Raw genomic sequence first — 18469 nt, 5'->3', positions numbered from 1 at the left:
ATGATCGCCAGAATTATTCGTTGGTCCATAAACAATCGCTTTTTGATTCTCTTGACAATGGCACTGATTCTGCTGTCCAGCTCGTACATTATTAAGAACACTCCGGTTGATGCCATTCCTGATTTATCAGATGTGCAGGTGATTATTAAGACGGATTATCCGGGACAAGCCCCTCAGGTAGTGGAAGATCAAGTAACCTATCCTTTAACCACCGCCATGCTTGCTGTTCCCGGAGCAATTACAGTACGCGGGGAGTCAGGCTTTGGTGTGTCGTACGTCTACATTATTTTTAAAGACGGTACGGATTTGTATTGGGCGCGTTCTCGTGTTTTGGAGTATTTAAGCCAAATCGTAAACCGCCTGCCAACGGGTGCGCAAATGGCTTTGGGACCTGATGCCACAGGTGTAGGATGGGTCTATGAATATGCGCTCGTCGATAAAACAGGTCGGCATGATTTGGCGCAATTAACTAGTTTACAAAACTGGTTTCTCAAATATGAATTGCAAAAAGTTCCTGGTGTTGCTGAAGTCGCTACTGCAGGTGGCATGGTAAAGCAGTACCAGGTCATTTTAGATCCCAATCGTTTGCGTGCCTTTGGCTTAACGCTGGAGCAAGTAAAAAAAGCCATTCAACAAGGCAACAAAGAGGCTGGTGGTTCATCGATTGAAATGGGGGAAGCTGAATACATGCTGCGGGCCAAAGGATACATTCAGTCGATAAAAGATATTGAAGCAATACCCGTTGGTTTAGGAAAAAAGGGCATCCCTATTTTATTAAAAGACGTGGCTTACGTGCAGCTAGGGCCGCAAATGCGTCGTGGTTTGACTGAATTAAATGGCAAAGGGGAGGTGGTTGGGGGCATTATTGTCATGCGACAAGGGCAAAATGCGATGAATACGATTGCACAAGTGAAGAAAAAGCTGTCGCAATTGAAATCGAGCTTACCCAAAGGAGTGGAGCTCATTACCACCTATGACCGCTCAAGCCTCATTGTGCGGGCCATTCACACTCTTTATGATAAATTAATTGAAGAATTTATTGTAGTATCGCTTATCTGCATTGTGTTCTTGTTTCATTTTCGCTCCTCTCTCATCATCATTGTGAGTTTGCCGATTGGTATATTGATTGCCTTTGCGGTGATGTATTTACAAGGGATTAATGCCAATATTATGTCCTTAGGAGGGATTGCGATTGCTATTGGGGCGATGGTGGATGCCGCCATTGTGATGATTGAAAATGCACATAAGCATTTGGAGCATCAAAGCATCGTTGATAATCAAACTCGTTGGCAAATAATTGAGCAAGCGGCACTTGAAGTGGGGCCTCCTTTATTTTTTTCGTTACTGATTATCACCTTTAGTTTCTTGCCGGTATTTAGCTTACAAGCCCAAGAAGGGCGCATGTTTTCACCACTGGCTTATACAAAAACTTATGCGATGGCTGCTTCCGCTTTCTTATCAATTACCTTAGTACCGGTATTAATGGGGTATTTGATTCGTGGCAAAATAAAAAAAGAAGAGGAAAACCCTTTAAATCGATTCTTGGCAGCAATTTATCGTCCTGCAATTCATGCAGTCCTTACACGACCTAAAACAATCTTAACGATTGCCTTTGTGGTGTTACTCATTGGGCTTTGGCCGATTAACCGTTTAGGTGGGGAATTTATGCCGGATTTGGATGAAGGCGATTTGCTTTATATGCCGACCACTTTCCCTGGAGTTTCTGTTGGGAAGGCGCAGGAGTTGTTGCAACAAACCGATAAGCTTATCCACACGGTGCCTGAGGTAGACACGGTATTTGGTAAGATAGGCCGTGCTGAGACCGCAACCAATCCTGCCCCTTTGTCAATGGTTGAAACAACCATTCAATTTAAACCTAAAACAGCGTGGCGTCCGGGGATGACTCTTGAGAAAATCAAAGAGGAATTAAAAGCTCGTTTGCAATTACCGGGGCTATCCAATGCTTGGGTGATGCCGATTCGTACCCGTATTGATATGTTGGCAACTGGTATTAAAACGCCTGTGGGAATTAAGGTTGCAGGTCCTGACTTAAATACTATTCAGACCCTAGGTGAGCAAATAGAGCGTATTCTTAAAACAGTTCCAGGAACGGCTTCAGTTTTTGCTGAGCGGGTTTCTTCCAGTCGTTATGTGACCATTGATATTAATCGACTTAAAGCAGCACGCTATGGATTAAACATTGCCGACGTGCAGGAGCTCGTTGAAACCGCAGTAGGGGGGCTTAATGTGTCGCAGACGGTGGAAGGACGAGAGCGCTACCCAGTTAATTTGCGCTACCCACGAGAGATTCGTGATTCATTACAAAAATTACGCCAGCTACCCATTGTGACAGCAACCGGTGCAACGATTCTTCTAAATGAAATTGCACGTGTCGACATCACGGAAGGTCCCGATATGATTCGAAGCGAAAATGCACGTTTAAATGGCTGGGTTTATGTGGATATTGCAGGACGGGATTTAACTTCTTATGTCGATGAGGCGAAACAAATCTTAGGGGAAAAGCTTAAATTGCCGGCAGGATATTCCTTAAGTTGGTCAGGACAGTATGAATATTTGGAGCGGGCCAAAGAGCGTTTGAGTTTCGTTGCTCCACTGACTCTTTTTATCATTGCCTTGTTGCTTTATCTTAATTTTAGACGTTTAGCCGAGGTATTGATTATTCTTGCAACCTTACCCTTTGCCTTAATCGGGGGGATTTGGTTATTGTACTTATTAGGCTATCATTTATCCGTTGCGGTTGGTGTAGGATTTATAGCTCTTGCAGGGGTGGCTGCAGAAACCGCCGTGGTGATGCTCGTTTTTCTAAATCACGCACTGTTGCGTTATGAAGCGTTAGCCGCCCAAGAACAACGTAAACTCAACATCAAAGACCTACATGATGCAGTGATTGAAGGAGCCTTGTTGCGTTTACGACCTAAACTCATGACCGTGTTTGCGATTATTGGGGGTTTGTTACCCATCATGTTCTTTGGCGGGACAGGTTCTGAAGTCATGCGGCGTATTGCAGCGCCAATGATTGGGGGTATGGTCAGTGCGACGATATTGACCTTAATTCTTATTCCGGCGGTGTATATATTATGGCAAGAACATCGACTTTCAAAAAATCATTAATTAATAAAAAACATTGTTGATGCAGGGCTATGAATTATCTGAATAAAAAATCAAGGTCTATGTAATTGATGCAAATTAAGTTAGATTTAAAGGGTGGTTTTAAATACGGAATGTTTAAAAGGGAAGAGATGTATTATTTTTTAAGATTAATTAGTGTAGTGCTCATGCCATTTGTTTTTAACGCTGGGCAAGCTGCCACAGCACTTACTTTTAAGCAAGCGCTGGCGATTGCCTATCGCAATAATCCTGAACTGCAGGCAGAGATGGATAAGGCGCAAGCCATGAGAGGAGCTTTTATTCAAAGTGGACTTTATCCTAATCCGCAACTGACTTTAACGGGTGAAAATTTTGGTGGTTCTGGCAGTTACTCAGGCTATGAATCTGCAGAAACCACCGCTTCTGTAACCCAGCCTATTCCTTTAGGCGGTCGTCTTAAGTATTTAAAAAGAGCAACCTATGCGGATTATTTAGCATCTCTAGCACAGATTAACGTTCAGAAAGCAAAACTTTATATGACGGTTGGAGCTGCTTACGTTGATGCTCTTTATGCCGGACAATGGCACCAAGTGACCAAAAAACTCATTTTCTTGAATCAAGATATAGTATCGGCGATTGAGCGCCGGGTTAAAGCAGGTGCTGGCGCGGAATTGGATTTACGGTTAGCGCAAGTGCGATTAGGCGAAGCACGTATTCAGGAAAAAAAAGCGCAGCGAGATGCCTTATCTCAACGCGCGAAACTTGCGCGTTTATTAGGTGATGGTTTAAGGGTTGAGCAGCCTTTAATCGACCAGGGCTTACCTGGCCTCACGCTAAATTGGTCTGATTTATTAAAAAAACTACCGCAAAGCCCACCGCTGATGCAGCTGCAACTGCAATTACAGGCCAAGCGTGCAACCATCACAGCCGTTAAAAAGTCTGTCTGGCCTGATTTAAACATTCAGCTGGGTGGACGCCATTTTTCTGATGATGACAGTAATGCCGCGGTGATGTCTGCTTTTGCAGAAGTTCCCGTGTATAACCGCAATCAAGGGAAAATCCTGACCGCAGAGGCACAATACACGCAGACGGCTCATGAATTTCAGGGCACTCGTTTTGATGTGCGCCAAAATGCCTATAATGCCTTTTTGCAAGCCCAACAAAGTAATTACGAGGCGAATTTAGTCACGAACTCCTTATTGCCTTTGGCACGAAAATCCATCAAATTAGCTCAAGAGGGCTATCAAATGGGACGTTACACCTATGTTGAATTATCCACCGCACTTAATAGTTTGTATGAAGAAGAGCGGCACTATCAACAAGCTCACGCGGATTATCATAAATCGTTAATTCAACTCATAGGGCTATTGGGATTACATCCTTCCAAGGAGAGTAAATGAGATTACTAAAATCAGTTTTTTCTATAATTCCATTGATTATTCTTTTATTGGGATTCAATTGTTCTTCTCTCTGGGCCAGTGACGCGTCATACGCTACAGAAGAAGAGGGGCATCAAGAAATGATTGCCAAAGGCCCTCAAGGTGGGCGATTATTAAAAGACAGCGATATTGCCCTGGAACTTTTAATTTTTGAAAGAGCCATGTCACCTCATTTTCGCGCCATTCTTTATAAGAATGGCGCGATTATTTCGCCACAAACAGCCCGATTAACGGTGCAATTGACTCGATTTAACGGGAAAAAAGAGACGATTACGTTTAACCGAATTGAAGATTTTTTACAAAGCAATCAAATCATTCAAGAACCTCATTCATTTGATGTGAGCATTCAATTGGAGTTTCAGGGAAAACAATATCAATGGCATTACTCAACTTATGAGGGGCGGGTAAAAATTGTGGCGGGTATTCTTAAATCGGCTGATATTCAAGTGGCAACAGCCCAAAGCCAAACGATAAAAACTCAATTAAAAGTGGTTGGAAAAATTGCACCAAATCGTGACACCTTGGCACCCATTTATGCACGTTATTCAGGTCTCATTAAATCGATGACCAAAAACCTAGGCGAAGAAGTCACTAAAGGGGAGGTATTAGCCACCATTGAAAGTAATGAAAGTCTGCAAAATTACACCATCACAGCCCCTATGACTGGAACCATTGTGCAAAAGTACGCAACCAATGGGGAACTTGCGCAAAATAATAAACCGATTTATGAGGTGGCTAATTTGGCTACTGTTTGGTCTGACTTTACCCTATATCGCAAAGAAGTACCCCTTGTAAAACAAGGCATGGAAGTCATTGTGACTGGCGATGAGGGAAAACCAGCGTCAATGAGTACTATTTCTTATATTGCACCTCTAGGTATCGAGGACAGTCAAACCACTTTGGCACGTGCAGTTCTATCCAATGCCAATCGTATTTGGCTGCCGGGGATGTACGTGAATGGCTCAATCGTCATTAAAGAGGAAAAAGTACCTGTAGCCGTATTAATTTCTGCGATTCAGAGGATGGACGATAAGGATGTTGTCTTTGTCCAACAAGGGGATTACTTTGAAGCAACCCCTGTTATTTTAGGGCAAAAGGATGACCAATGGGTCGAGGTGGTTTCAGGCCTTGATGCGGGTCAGCGTTATGTGAGTAAAAACAGCTTTTTTATGAAAGCGGAGCTTGGTAAAGAAGGGGCGAGCCATGAGGATTAAGGAATAGAGATGCTGGAACATATTATTCGCTTTTCTTTAAAACATCGTTGGTTTGTTCTTTTATTCACGCTGATTATTGCCCTTTTAGGCGTGTATAATTATCAACGCCTCCCTATTGATGCGGTACCTGATATCACCAACGTCCAGGTACAGATTAATACCCAGGCTTCCGGATATTCTCCTTATGAAGTAGAACAGCGTATTACCTTTCCAATCGAACTGGCGATGAGTGGTTTGCCCAATTTGGATTATACTCGCTCTTTATCGCGCTATGGGTTATCGCAAGTCACTGTGGTGTTTAAAGACGGTACCAATATTTACTTTGCCCGTCAGTTGATTAATGAACGTTTGCAAGAGGTAAAAGATAAATTGCCTCCAGAAGCAGAAACTACCTTAGGACCTATTTCAACAGGTCTTGGTGAGATTTTTATGTACACAGTTACCAACAAGCCTAATGTACCTGAAAGCCAGCGCTATAATCCAACCGAACTTCGTACCATTCAAGATTGGATTATTAAACCGCAATTACGTAATGTAGAAGGCGTTGCTGAGGTCAATACCATTGGGGGTTATGAAAAACAATTTCATATTACACCAGACCCTATGAAGTTAGTGCGCTACAGTTTAAGTTTAGATAATGTGGTGGAAGCATTAAAACGCAATAATGCCAATGTAGGTGCAGGTTATATTGAGACCAATGGGGAACAAAACTTAATCCGGGTACCTGGGCAGGTGCAAAACATTCCTGATATTGAAAACATTGTCATTGCCAGTTTTGAAGGAACACCGGTTCGTATTCGTGACGTGGCGGAAGTTGCTTTAGGTAAAGAATTACGCACAGGTGCTGCTACCGAGAACAGCAAAGAAGTAGTATTGGGTACTGTCTTTATGTTGATGGGCGAAAACAGTCGTACTGTATCTCAGCGTGTCGCTGCCAAAATGAAGGAAATTAACAAATCGCTTCCCGAGGGAGTTGCGGCGGTTACGGTGTATAACCGAACTTTATTAGTCAATGCGACAATTCATACAGTGACAAAGAACCTCTTAGAGGGAGCGCTCCTCGTTTGCCTCATTTTATTTTTATTTTTGGGAAATATTCGAGCAGCGCTCATTACGGCGATGGTTATTCCCTTATCGATGCTGCTGACGATTTCAGGAATGGTGACCAATCAAATCAGCGCAAACTTAATGAGTTTGGGCGCCTTGGATTTTGGTTTGATAGTCGATGGGGCGGTGATTATTGTTGAAAATTGCATGAAGCATCTGGGTGAACAACAGCATGCGCTCAATCGTATTTTAAATCTGGAAGAGCGGTTAAAGGTCATTGCTCATGCCACGACCGAAGTGATTAGACCCAGTATTTTTGGTGTGTTTATTATTACAGTGGTTTACTTACCCATTCTCACCCTGACTGGCGTTGAGGGTAAAATGTTTTTGCCTATGGCAGAAACGGTGATTATTGCGCTATTAGCCTCCATGCTTTTTGCATTAACCTTTGTACCTGCTGCCATTGCTATTTTTTTACGTGGCCACTTACAAGAAAAAGAAAATGCGTTAGTGCATTACCTCTCCTTAGTCTATGGCAAAGTATTACGTCGATGTTTTCATGCGCGAAAAATCGTTATAAGTGCTGCTCTTGGTTTAGTTGTCTTAAGTTTATTGATTGCCTTTCGCTTAGGTGGGGAGTTTATCCCGAGTCTTGATGAAGGGGACATTGCCATGCATGCGATGCGAATTCCAGGAACGAGCTTGACGCAAGCAATTACCATGCAGGATTTAGTTGAAAAACGAGTCAGGGAATTTCCTGAGGTAAAAACTGTTTTTGCCAAATTAGGGACTGCGGAAGTGGCAACCGACCCAATGCCGCCTAATGTGGCTGATACCTTTATTATTTTAAAACCACGCAAAGATTGGCCTAACCCTAAGAAAACCAAACAGGAGTTAGTTCAGGAAATTGAAAACGCCGTAAAACAAATTCCTGGGAATAATTATGAATTTACTCAACCGATTCAAATGCGTTTTAATGAACTCATTTCGGGAGTTCGTAGTGATGTCGCCGTAAAAGTTTTTGGTGATGACATGGATACGTTACTAAAAACGGCCGAAGCAATCAGTGTCCAATTAAAAAAGATACCGGGTGCTGCCGATGTGAAAGTAGAGCAGGTGAGTGGGTTACCGCTTTTAACCGTTGACATTAATCGCAATGCTTTGGCACGGTATGGACTACAAATTGGTACGGTTCAAGATGCCATAGTCATTGCCACGGGAGGTAAGAAGGGCGGGGAGCTTTTTGAGGGGGATAAGCGTTTTGATATCGTGGTACGTCTACCCGAATCTTTGCGAACCGACCCGAATGTGCTGCGTCAAATATTCATTCCGCTACCTCTTGCCAAAGATGGCGAACAACACTTTATTCCACTCAGTGAAGTCGCCTCGATGGTGCGCAGTGAAAGCCCGAACCAAATCAGTCGAGAAATTGGAAAGCGTCGTGTAGTGGTCACTTCAAACGTTAGAAACCGAGATTTAAGCTCTTTTGTGAATGAAGCCAAGCTTCGTATTGATGAGAATGTCAAAATCCCCCCTGGCTATTGGATCACCTGGGGCGGTCAATTTGAACAACTCCAGTCAGCATCACAACGATTACAAATCGTTGTACCCATCACGCTTTTAGGCATTTTCTTATTGCTTTTTATGAGTTTTGGCAGAGTTAGGGATGCGCTCTTGGTGTTTAGCGGAATTCCTCTTGCCTTAACCGGTGGTGTTTTTGCTTTGTGGTTGCGTGGAATTCCCTTATCTATTTCTGCAGGTGTGGGATTTATTGCCTTATCAGGAGTCGCCGTACTCAATGGATTGGTCATGATTACCTTTATTAATAAGCTTCATGAGCAGAAAAAATTCTATTTAAAAGATGCGGTGTTGCAAGGATCCCTCGCCCGTCTAAGACCCGTATTGATGACTGCCTTAGTTGCATCATTAGGTTTTGTGCCGATGGCGCTTGCGACAGGAACCGGCTCTGAAGTTCAAAGGCCTCTTGCTACAGTGGTTATTGGCGGAATTATTTCCTCCACCTTTTTGACTTTGTTGGTTTTACCCGGTTTGTATTATATCTTTCATGAGCGCCGAAAAAAGGGGGACAGAGGGTAAAAGAACAACAGGTTTAGACGCCAGAATAAAATCAACGAATTCTGGGTAAATAGCCCAGAAAAAGAATAACGGTGATTGCAATAAATCCAAAAAATGAAAACAGAAAACCCAGGGTTGCAATGAGACGTTTGTTTTTACTGCGTTCGTTCTTCATCGCTATCATTAAGAACAGTCCTAAGAAAAACGCAAAGACAGCGATTAAAAGCGGTTCATGGTCGGAGAAAAAGTTCATTAAATAATCCTTTACGTTTTAATCTCTTTAGTTTAGGCAAGTTTATTTTAAAAGCAAAGAGTATTGGCGTCTTTGAATGGAGCGTTTATTGACAAAGGAGATTTTTCTTCTATATTTATAGTTAAATACTTATTTAACTATTGAACTAATCATGATTACGCAAGACCAAATCATTGCCTTAAGTGATACATTGCATCTAATGGGTGAGGCCAATCGTTTAAAACTTCTTTTAGCCTGTCTTGAGGGGCCAAAATCAGTATCTGAATTGGCTGAGCAATTACACCTTTCAGTTCCCTTGACCAGTCATCATTTAAGCCTTTTGCGCTCGGCTCGTCTTCTTGTAGCTAAACGAGAAGGCAAGCATATTTATCACGGTATTTTTGATACGCACGTGCGTTGTATTCTCGAAGACATGCTGAAACATTTTACTGAAGATGAAGAGATGGAGAATTAACATGAGCTTTTTAAAACGAATTTTTGGGAGCGTTCTCAATGGTCACCATGGGGGTTACCGCAATTCGCATCGTGGCCAAAAGAACCATGATACGATTAATTCGCCCAATAATGAACCTCAAAGAATTCGTTGTCCCCAATGCCAAAACTATAATGCCCCAGGGGCTCGTTTTTGCGGCCAGTGCGGCCAAGGAATACAAAATACCCTATGCGCCTGTGGTGCTCTAGTTGCAGCGGGCGCTAAATTTTGTGGACAATGTGGGAAATTACTATGACAACGCCATTAACAGCAACCACCTTTTTTGTGGCTGGCCTTGATTGTCCAGCAGAAGAGCAGCTTATCAGAAAACAATTAAAAGACATGCCTGAAATTGAACATTTGGAATTTAATTTTATAGCAGAAGAAGTCACCATACATCATCGGCTTTCTGCTATTGATTCGTTGCAGCAGCACATTGAATCCTTAGGGATGAGTGTGCGTACTAAAGGCAGTGCTCATTTAACCAAAGAAGGAGAGCTGCCTGTTTCTGATTTTTCCTGGAAAATCATTTTATTAGCCGCTATTTTGGCGCTTTTTTCTGAATTGGCCTCATATTATTTGAATTCGGAACGCTCAAGCTGGACTATTATTCCTGCCTTACTGGCCATTGCATTAAGTGGGCCTCCTACTTTTAAAAAGGGCTGGTTGGCACTACGTACTAAAGCGATGAATATCAACAGCTTGATGCTGATTGCTATAGTTGGGGCGGTGTTCATTGGTGCCTGGCCAGAGGCTGCCATGGTCACTGTATTGTTTGCGCTGGCCGAGCGTATTGAGCGCTATTCTTTAGACAAAGCACGACTTGCTATTCGCAGTTTGATGCAAATTGCCCCTGAGGTTGCCCTCATAAAACAGGATAATGGGCAATGGCTTTCTCTACCTATAGCGAAAGTGCAGCCAGGGGCTGTTTTTAAAGTAAAGCCTGGTGAGCGTATACCGCTGGATGGGATGGTGGTTTCAGGACAGAGCACAGTGAATCAAGCCCCCATTACGGGTGAGTCCATGCCAGTGACGAAACAGATTGATGACGCTGTGTTTGCGGGTACTTTAAATGAGCATGGTGTGCTTGAGGTGAAAGTCACTAAAGCATCTGGAGATACACTACTTGCTAAAATCGGAAAGGCCATTGAGCAAGCCCAAGCAGAGCGCGCTCCAACGCAACGTTTTGTTGACCAATTTGCACGCTATTATACGCCGATTATGGTCCTCATCGCAGTTCTTATTGCGTTGATTCCTCCTTTGGTTTTTGGTTATCCTTTTTATGATTGGCTCTATAAGGCGCTCACTTTGTTGGTGATTGCATGCCCCTGCGCTTTGGTCATTTCAACTCCTGTCACGGTGGTGAGTGGATTAGCTTCTGCTGCGAAACACGGGCTTTTGATTAAGGGGGGAAGCTATTTAGAGACGGGATATCGCTTAAAATTAATTGCTTTGGATAAAACCGGTACCCTAACCGAAGGCAAACCTGTGGTTACTGATTTTATTATTTATGATAAGAATGAAACTAAGGAGGAGTTACTTTTATTGGCTGCAAGCCTTGATAGTCACTCGGAACATCCTGTGGCCCATGCTTTGGTATCATATTGGCAACAAGAACAACCCAATACCACACTGTTGGAGGTGGAACAGTTCTCAGCACTACCTGGACGCGGTGTAAAAGGCTTAGTGCAACAGAAACTGTATTTTGTGGGCAACCACCAACTTGCTGAAGACAATCGAGTCTGTTCGCCTGAGATCGAACAAATTCTTAAACAATTGGAAGAAGAGGGAAAAACTACGGTTATTTTAAGTAATAATACGACCGTACTTGCCCTTTTTGCAGTAGCCGATACGCTTCGTAAGACGAGTCAATGGGCCATCTCAAAACTCCATGAGCAAGGCATAAAAACTGCGATGCTAACGGGTGATAATGCAGTAACCGCTCAAGCGATTGCCAAACAAGTGGGTATTGATGAGGTGAAAGCCAATGTGTTGCCCACTGATAAATTACAAGCCATTAATCACTTATTGGAACAATACAAAAATGTGGGGATGGTCGGGGACGGCATTAATGATGCGCCTGCGTTAGCGAAAGCAAGTATTAGCTTTGCTATGGGTAAGGGAACCGATACTGCTTTAGAAACAGCCGATGTGGCATTAATGAATGATAATTTAGCCATGCTTCCTCTATACATCGAGCTAAGCCGCAATACCGCCCGAGTTCTTCGCCAAAACATCAGCTTATCCATTGCCATCAAAGGCGTATTTTTTATTTTAGCGCTTGCGGGAGTCGCAACCCTTTGGATGGCCGTTTTTGCTGATATGGGTGCCAGTTTAATTGTGGTGGCTAATGGATTGCGCCTATTGAACTCTCATAAAGGTCATTCTGAGATTCAAGAGGACTAAGGCTGGATGGACATAGTGATTTGATTTTATAGAATAAGGTTAAACATGGCTCATTCTTTATTGTTACTCATCGTGGATGACTCATTAGGTGAGCGTATTCTTATCCGTGCTCAACTGCAGCAATTAAACCACAGTGTCGATATGGCATGGGATGCTCATTCCGGATTGGAATTAGCATTAATGAGGCGTTATGATTATATTTTAATTGATAGAAATTTGACTGACGGTTTTAATTATCGTGAGCTTATTCTGCGTATCCAAAGTGACTCAGAACTTAATAAATCAACACCCATAGTCATTCTTTCTAAGGATCTTTGCGTGGATAAAATGAATCAAGGCTCTGAAACGTATGGCGTGAAACCGATTACCCAAAATGATGCGTTAAAATTAATGGAATTATTAAAAAAATTAAAATAAAGCGAAGAGGGAGAAAACGATGAGCAATTTAAGAGTGTTCTTTTTAATAAGCATCTGTTGTTTGGGACTGGGATTAATGTCCTGTGCTTCGACCCAATCAACTTCCACAGAAAAACATCCAGAAAGAGGATATGACGGCGGTTTTGGAGGTGATGGTGGCCATAACCATCAGCCATCAGAATAAATAATCCAGCACGTTAAGGATAAGAAATGTTAATGAATTTAACGGGATTGGCAGTTCTTTGTTTGTTGCTTGGTTTCTTGTTAGGTTTAATGATTTACTTTCGAAAAAAGAAGAAAACGTTATCCTTTTTTATTGCATTAATTGTTTTCTTTGCTTTATCGGCAATTTTTTTACATGGTGTTGCGTTCTATATGCATTTGACTTAATTGTGTCCGTAGATGGCATCGATTTTTTTAAGCAATGCTCTAAGCGTGTAATTTTTTATAAAATTGGGAAATATATTAGCGGATTAGATCATGTAGGCCAAAGAATCTGGACAGAATAGGAGAAGTTCATGAACGCCAATACAAATCAACGAGGTTTTGTGATTACAATACGAACTCGATTATTTATTGGATTTATGACCCTTAGTTTACCTTTGTTGATATTGATTATGCTTTTGTTGCCAAAAATAAATTGCATAGTCAATCTAAGCTATAAAATTCATAATGAAAATCTACCCCCAATTCTTGATAGCCAAATTTATCAAGCTCAAGATATTTTGGAGCATTGGGCAATGACTGGAGATCCAAAAGATAAGATTTATTTTGTCAATATATGGCATGAAATCAATAGGGTTAGAGGTCAGTGGGATAAGGTAATGCGAGTGTTAGATAATCAAAAAATACGGCACGAATGGGATAAGCTCCAAGAGCTTTATGGATCTTTATACCAAGCTCAAGCATTAATAATAAATGCTCCCAGGAATCCCAATAACTTAGATAATGTAGAAAATAGCCGAAACAAAACAAGAACTTTTCAAAAATCAATGATAGATATCATTGATGGTCCTTATTTGGAAGCAACGGGTAAAAGAGAAGGTGGCTTATTCAGTGATTTATCCAGTGAAATTGAATCACATGTTAATAAAATAGATAACAGTCTAATTTCCTTAAAAAAAGCAGCCTTATGGTTATTCATTTTAGCAATTATTCTAACACTTATTGTACCTTATATGACTCAGCGTGCCATATCAATCCCCGTAGATTATGCACGAAATATTGCCGAACGAATTGCGGCAGGAGCACGCGACGTAGTGATTGAAATCAAAACGGCAGATAAATTAGGTAAACTGCTTTTATCACTAAAAGCCATGCAAGAGGCGATTAAGAAAAACGAAGAAATTCTTCGTAATAAAGAAGAAGAATCACGAGAATTATTTGATAAATTAGTCAGTTCGTCGAAAAAATGTGGATTACATAGCAGTAAAGTTGCTGCAGGCGATCTCAGAGCGCGTCTTGAAATAGATCAGGAAGACATATTACAGGATCTGGGTAAAGATTTAAATTCGATGACCGATGGGTTGGCATCAATCACCAAAAAAATTACGAAAGTCAGCAATGACATCGTCACTATGGTTGGAACGGTACTCACTTCAGCAAACGAACAAGCAGAAGGGATTACAGCTCAAGCATCGGCTATTAATGAAATCAGTGCGTCATTGGAAGAAATAGATAAGAGCTCAAAACATACCATGGCTAAAGCACAAGCTCTGCGGGAAGTTGCTAAAAATACCTACGAGCAAGGAAAACTAGGCACAGAGTCCGTAGAACAAAGCATTCAAGGGATTAAAGCTTCAGAAGAAAAGATGAAGCTCATAGCACAAACCATTCTTGATTTAAGTAATCACACCCAACAAATTGGCGACATTACCTCTGTAGTAAATACCCTTGCCCAACAATCAAAGATGCTGGCATTGAATGCATCGATTGAAGCATCAAAAGCAGGAGAAGCTGGAAAAGGTTTTGCTGCAGTGGCAACAGAAGTAAGAAATCTTGCGGAGCAATCAGAACAGTCAACGATACAAGTGCAAAAAATTCTTGAGGACATTCGACGTACCACTGAAAAAGCGGTCGTAGTTACAAAAGAAGGGGCAAAGACCCTTGATTCAGGAACAAAGCTCATTGAGAAAGCAGGTGAAGTGATTCAAACACTCAGTAAAATGATTAATGAAGCGTCGATTTCAAGTCAACACATTGAGATAGCCATTCGTCAAGAAGCTACTGGGATTGAGCAAATTGTTGAGAGTATGAATGAAATTAATCGCACTACCTCTACTTTTTCCAGCGGAATAAAAGAGATGATGGCATTTATTCATAATTTGGATGGTATTGCTAAGCACCTAAAAGAAGATGTGAGTATTTATAAAGTTTAAAAAATATGTGTTAGTTATTTGTGCAGTAGAGAGTGTGATCAGGTTATCAATCCTTTGATTATTAATTAATATAAACGTTGCAGTTTGCTTTTGAATTGGTTGTGGCACAGTAGATTGGCGCAGACTCAAGGATTGGCTTGCTTTAGGGTAAACCAGAGGTATTTTTATTAAATAAACAGAATAAATTATTATACTCATTTAGTAAAAATGAGTATGCTATCCTAAGTATCTTAAATCATTTTATTAATCAGCTTGTTTACTTCAAGATAAGGAAAATGTTGCTGAGTCTAAAATTTGATAAAGAAACAGAGTAATTTATTCCATCAATTGAGATGAAAACAAAAGAAAAACTATCCAAGAGTAACGTTTCTCCTCAATATACGAAGCGATGTGATGGATTAAGTTGCAATGAGTAGCTTCTAAATGGACTTTTCTTCAGACGATTTTTTGAATTCAAATAGGGAATTTTTATCAAAAATGGAGGCATTATTCATGGAACAAAGGATTGCTGTCGTCACAGGCGGAACAGGTGGAACAGGTGGAACAGGTGGAATAGGTTCTGCCATTTGGCCTGGTGTGTAGCGAATTATTTGATTTTGATGAGAAACTGGCGCGAGCGTTAACTGATACAAATAATTTGTTGATTAATAGCAATCCTAACACCCCAATAGTATTCCTTCATTTATATGATCTCATTTTTCGCTCTAACTCAGATAGTAAGAAAAAACCGAACCTAAAGTTGGTTTCCATGTGACATTTTCATTTTGTTATGACACCCGCGACACCTTTCTTGAAATATAGAACTAAGTACTATATAATCACATAATATAATAAAAGAAATATGGAATGTTATTTTGCGGGTTTTTAAAAATAAATGGTTTACTAAATTTGCAAAGAAAGAGCATATTTTAGATTCTCAATTATGTAAATTAATAAAAGAGATTGAAAATGGGATAATCGATGTTGATTATGGTGGTGGAGTTATAAAGCAAAGGCTTGGCAGAGCAAACCAAGGAAAGTCTAGTGGGTATCGGTGTATTATTCTATATCGATATAAAGATCTGGCTTTTTTGGTGTATGGATTTCCAAAAAATGAACGTGACAATATAAGCCAGGAAGAAGAGCAAATATTTAAAGATTTATCTCGGCAGATGCTTAGTTTTTCTGGTGATGACATTGAGCGATTGCTCCAATCAGGCGCACTTGTGGAGGTACTATATAATGAGCACAAATAAAACATATAAAAGTGAAGTTTTTGAGGCCGTACATGAAACTGTCGTTGATATGTTTGATGCGGGTGTTATTGATAAAAAAACAATGCGGCAATTTGATCGCGCATGTTTAACCCCGATACATGAATTTTTACCTGTAGAAATAAAGGCATTGCGTGAACGAGAAAATGTGAGCCAACCCATATTTGCGTATTGTCTTAATGTATCTAAAGATCTTATTAGTCAATGGGAGAGGGGACTTAAAAAACCAGCGGGTACTTCTTTAAAATTACTTTCTTTAATTGAGAAAAAAGGACTAAACGCTATATTATAAGTGGTTGATAAAATTAAAGAAGCTTTCGGAAGGCGGATTTTTAATCACAGGTTTTTCATTGGTTAATTTAGTTTGTGATGACCTCTCATTTGTTATGAATTAGAGCCTGTCAGTTGTTTTAACAGGTATTCAAGGCCCAACTCAAAATCTCCTTTACCAAGGATGCTGTCAATAGTATTACCTTTAAATGAATTAGCTAAAGTTAAAATTTTATTATTCACCTCTGCAAGCTGATTAGTATTTTTTTCAACCTGAGCAATGAGTTTTAATTCTTCATTTGTGGGATTTTCATTGCGCCATTTTTTACATTGTTCGAAGAAGACCCAATTATCAGCATTTTGAGCGCTGTGCAGTTTAATGATTCGCTCAATGGTCTCGCTATCAAGTACATGGGGTTTCGATTGGACTTGGTTTAGATTATTGAGTTGTTCAACTGATGCTTCAAGTTGGCCTTCGCTTATCTCAATATACAAGGGCAGCATATTCAGGCCATACCAATTTGCGTCTTTATTCATGGTTCTTTTCTTGGGAACAAGGAAGTGGTGATTAAACCCTAATTAAACAGCAAAAACAATATGAGGCCTTATGCTCCATTTTTAAGGATTTCCTACAGAGCTTGTTTCATGCTGAGAATGTGCAAAGGATGAATTAATAAAAAATCCTGAAAATAAACCGTCCAAATAATTACTCTTTCTAATACAGTCATCTTAAATCCTATGTTAATCATAATGTGAATCAGAACTATTTTGCTACGAGATTTTTAGGAAAATGCACCACCTTTGGAATCTTGCCATTCGATTGAGAATAACGAAGCAAACTTCGTTCAACCTGGATGCAATCGCGTTATTCTAACAAAATTGTTGGCTTTTAGAAATTGTAGTGGCTCTGGAGTATGCAGAAATATAATATATATTATTTCTGTATCTTGTCTTTATTTCTCATCCAACGAGGTATAAATGCAGGTGTTTTATCAGCATAACGTTTGTATTCCTCTCCAAACTGAGCTAAAACTTCTTTTTCTTCTTGACGTGCAAGTTTAACATAGATGAAGACAAGAATAGGAAACATCACTAACGTTAAAAGGGTGGGCCATTGTAATAGAAAACCTATCATAATGAGGATGAACCCATCATATTGAGGATGGCGCACTCTGGCATAGAGTCCGCTTGTAGCCAATTGATTTCTTTGTTGCGCTTTGTACAGTATGTTCCACGCTGAAGCCACAATCAGAAAGCCAATCACAATCAAAACATTACTGGCAATATGAAATGGGTCGAAGTGAGGGTCTCCTTTTAAGCCAAAAAGAGTATGCAATAAGTGTCCATTTTCATGGGAATAAAAATTAACACCTGGATAGTATTTAGAAAGCCACCCGGAAAGGAGATAAATCGTTAAGGGAAAGCCATACATTTCGGTAAAATAAGCAATAACAAAAGCTGAAAAAGTTCCCCATGTTCTCCAGTTCGTTTTTGTCTTATATTGAGTAAAGCTGTAGGCAAATAAAATAAAAATAGCTGAATTGATGATGACTAATAACCAAAGTCCATAGGCATAAGATGAGTGTTCCATAAACGATTAGTCCTTTTCTTCCTGAGATTTTTCATTATGATGGTGATGATGTGTTCCATGCATAAAAAAATGCATCAGTGGGCAAAGCAATAATAGAACCAATGGCAATACATTAAAGAGATGGGCTCTATGTTTCTCAAATAGATAATAACCGATTGCGATAAGAACAATAAAAATGACGAACCCACGTAAAGAGAGCCACCAACTTTTTTCATGATTCGTGTTATGTTGGGTAATAAGATGTTCGCGATCCTGTGACATCATTCCTCCATTGTGCTTTCACAGTATAGCACATGGATTAATGCCTCATTGTCTTTGGGCGCTTGAAATTAATGTAATTGCAAGGTGGGCCACACTCATTTTTCTTTTTGGTGGACTTTTTTCTAAGAACCTGAAAACATAATCAATAGATTACCTATAAAATGGTTTAATAAGTGACAAGAACTTTTTATTATAACTTACTTTGAGTTCATGAACTTGTTGATGATTCAATGGAATAAAAAAAGGATGCAGTAAAGCTACATCAAGCAGATCTAGGTGATGTG

At 40.4% G+C, this 18469-nt stretch carries 17 protein-coding genes; 13 read left to right on the top strand and 4 right to left on the bottom strand.

Translation table 11 applies throughout. The features are described from left to right. From Lani_RS14925 to Lani_RS14910, 4 genes are all read left to right on the top strand, one after another. Entirely contained in the window at nt 1–3132 is a 3132-nt protein-coding gene (locus tag Lani_RS14925) for an efflux RND transporter permease subunit (protein ID WP_058388665.1), read from the top strand. A 164-nt stretch (nt 3133–3296) separates the two neighbouring features. Next, the gene (locus Lani_RS14920) at nt 3297–4508 is read left to right on the top strand and encodes a TolC family protein (RefSeq protein WP_396426829.1); all 1212 of its coding nucleotides are present in this window, start codon (nt 3297–3299) and stop codon (nt 4506–4508) included. Further along, entirely contained in the window at nt 4505–5761 is a 1257-nt protein-coding gene (locus Lani_RS14915; RefSeq protein ID WP_058388664.1) for an efflux RND transporter periplasmic adaptor subunit, read from the top strand. Before Lani_RS14920 ends, Lani_RS14915 begins: the two co-directional genes overlap by 4 nt. Before the next feature lie 9 nt (nt 5762–5770). Further along, complete coding sequence (locus tag Lani_RS14910; RefSeq protein ID WP_058388663.1) at nt 5771–8905, top strand: CusA/CzcA family heavy metal efflux RND transporter; 3135 nt, start codon at nt 5771–5773, stop codon at nt 8903–8905. 31 nt (nt 8906–8936) lie between these two features. Here Lani_RS14910 and Lani_RS14905 read toward each other — a convergent pair whose 3' ends face one another. Beyond that, entirely contained in the window at nt 8937–9137 is a 201-nt protein-coding gene (locus Lani_RS14905) for a hypothetical protein (RefSeq protein WP_058388662.1), read from the bottom strand. Nucleotides 9138–9288: 151 nt separating this feature from the next. On the opposite strand from Lani_RS14905, the gene Lani_RS14900 reads away from it, so the two are divergent. The 9 genes from Lani_RS14900 (at nt 9289) to Lani_RS14865 (ending at nt 16355) form a co-directional block, all read left to right on the top strand. Next, on the top strand, nt 9289–9591 hold the full coding sequence (locus tag Lani_RS14900; RefSeq protein WP_058388661.1) for an ArsR/SmtB family transcription factor: 303 nt from the start codon (nt 9289–9291) through the stop codon (nt 9589–9591). 1 nt (nt 9592) lies between these two features. Then, nucleotides 9593–9865 (top strand): zinc ribbon domain-containing protein, encoded by a 273-nt coding sequence (locus Lani_RS14895; RefSeq protein ID WP_058388660.1) that lies wholly within the window; start codon nt 9593–9595, stop codon nt 9863–9865. Beyond that, entirely contained in the window at nt 9862–12015 is a 2154-nt protein-coding gene (locus Lani_RS14890; RefSeq protein WP_058388659.1) for a heavy metal translocating P-type ATPase, read from the top strand. The genes Lani_RS14895 and Lani_RS14890 overlap by 4 nt, the downstream gene beginning before the upstream one ends. A 45-nt stretch (nt 12016–12060) precedes the next feature. Beyond that, a complete protein-coding gene (locus Lani_RS14885) occupies nt 12061–12432 on the top strand; it encodes a response regulator (protein WP_058388658.1) in 372 nt (123 codons plus the stop codon). Nucleotides 12433–12451: 19 nt separating this feature from the next. Then, nucleotides 12452–12616 (top strand): hypothetical protein, encoded by a 165-nt coding sequence (locus Lani_RS20515; RefSeq protein WP_167344756.1) that lies wholly within the window; start codon nt 12452–12454, stop codon nt 12614–12616. A gap of 26 nt (nt 12617–12642) precedes the next feature. Further along, nucleotides 12643–12822 (top strand): hypothetical protein, encoded by a 180-nt coding sequence (locus Lani_RS14880; protein WP_058388657.1) that lies wholly within the window; start codon nt 12643–12645, stop codon nt 12820–12822. A 128-nt stretch (nt 12823–12950) separates the two neighbouring features. Beyond that, entirely contained in the window at nt 12951–14810 is a 1860-nt protein-coding gene (locus Lani_RS14875) for a methyl-accepting chemotaxis protein (protein WP_058388656.1), read from the top strand. Between the two features lie 854 nt (nt 14811–15664). After that, entirely contained in the window at nt 15665–16045 is a 381-nt protein-coding gene (locus tag Lani_RS14870) for a type II toxin-antitoxin system RelE/ParE family toxin (protein WP_058388655.1), read from the top strand. Beyond that, entirely contained in the window at nt 16032–16355 is a 324-nt protein-coding gene (locus tag Lani_RS14865) for a helix-turn-helix domain-containing protein (RefSeq protein WP_015444995.1), read from the top strand. The genes Lani_RS14870 and Lani_RS14865 overlap by 14 nt, the downstream gene beginning before the upstream one ends. A gap of 92 nt (nt 16356–16447) precedes the next feature. Here the strand turns inward: Lani_RS14865 and Lani_RS14860 are convergent, their stop codons facing one another. The 3 genes from Lani_RS14860 to Lani_RS14850 all read right to left on the bottom strand — a co-directional run bounded on the left by Lani_RS14860 (nt 16448) and on the right by Lani_RS14850 (nt 18188). Then, a complete protein-coding gene (locus Lani_RS14860) occupies nt 16448–16870 on the bottom strand; it encodes a hypothetical protein (RefSeq protein ID WP_058388654.1) in 423 nt (140 codons plus the stop codon). 397 nt (nt 16871–17267) lie between these two features. Beyond that, the gene (locus tag Lani_RS14855) at nt 17268–17924 is read right to left on the bottom strand and encodes a methyltransferase family protein (RefSeq protein ID WP_058388653.1); all 657 of its coding nucleotides are present in this window, start codon (nt 17922–17924) and stop codon (nt 17268–17270) included. Between the two features lie 6 nt (nt 17925–17930). Beyond that, nucleotides 17931–18188, bottom strand: a complete 258-nt coding sequence (locus Lani_RS14850) for a DUF2933 domain-containing protein (RefSeq protein WP_223499676.1) — start codon at nt 18186–18188, stop codon at nt 17931–17933. Nucleotides 18189–18469 lie beyond the last annotated feature (281 nt).

Origin of the sequence: Legionella anisa (assembly GCF_001467525.1) — a bacterium.
In the GTDB taxonomy this organism is placed as follows: domain Bacteria; phylum Pseudomonadota; class Gammaproteobacteria; order Legionellales; family Legionellaceae; genus Legionella; species Legionella anisa.
This window is presented reverse-complemented; position numbering and strand designations above follow the sequence as displayed.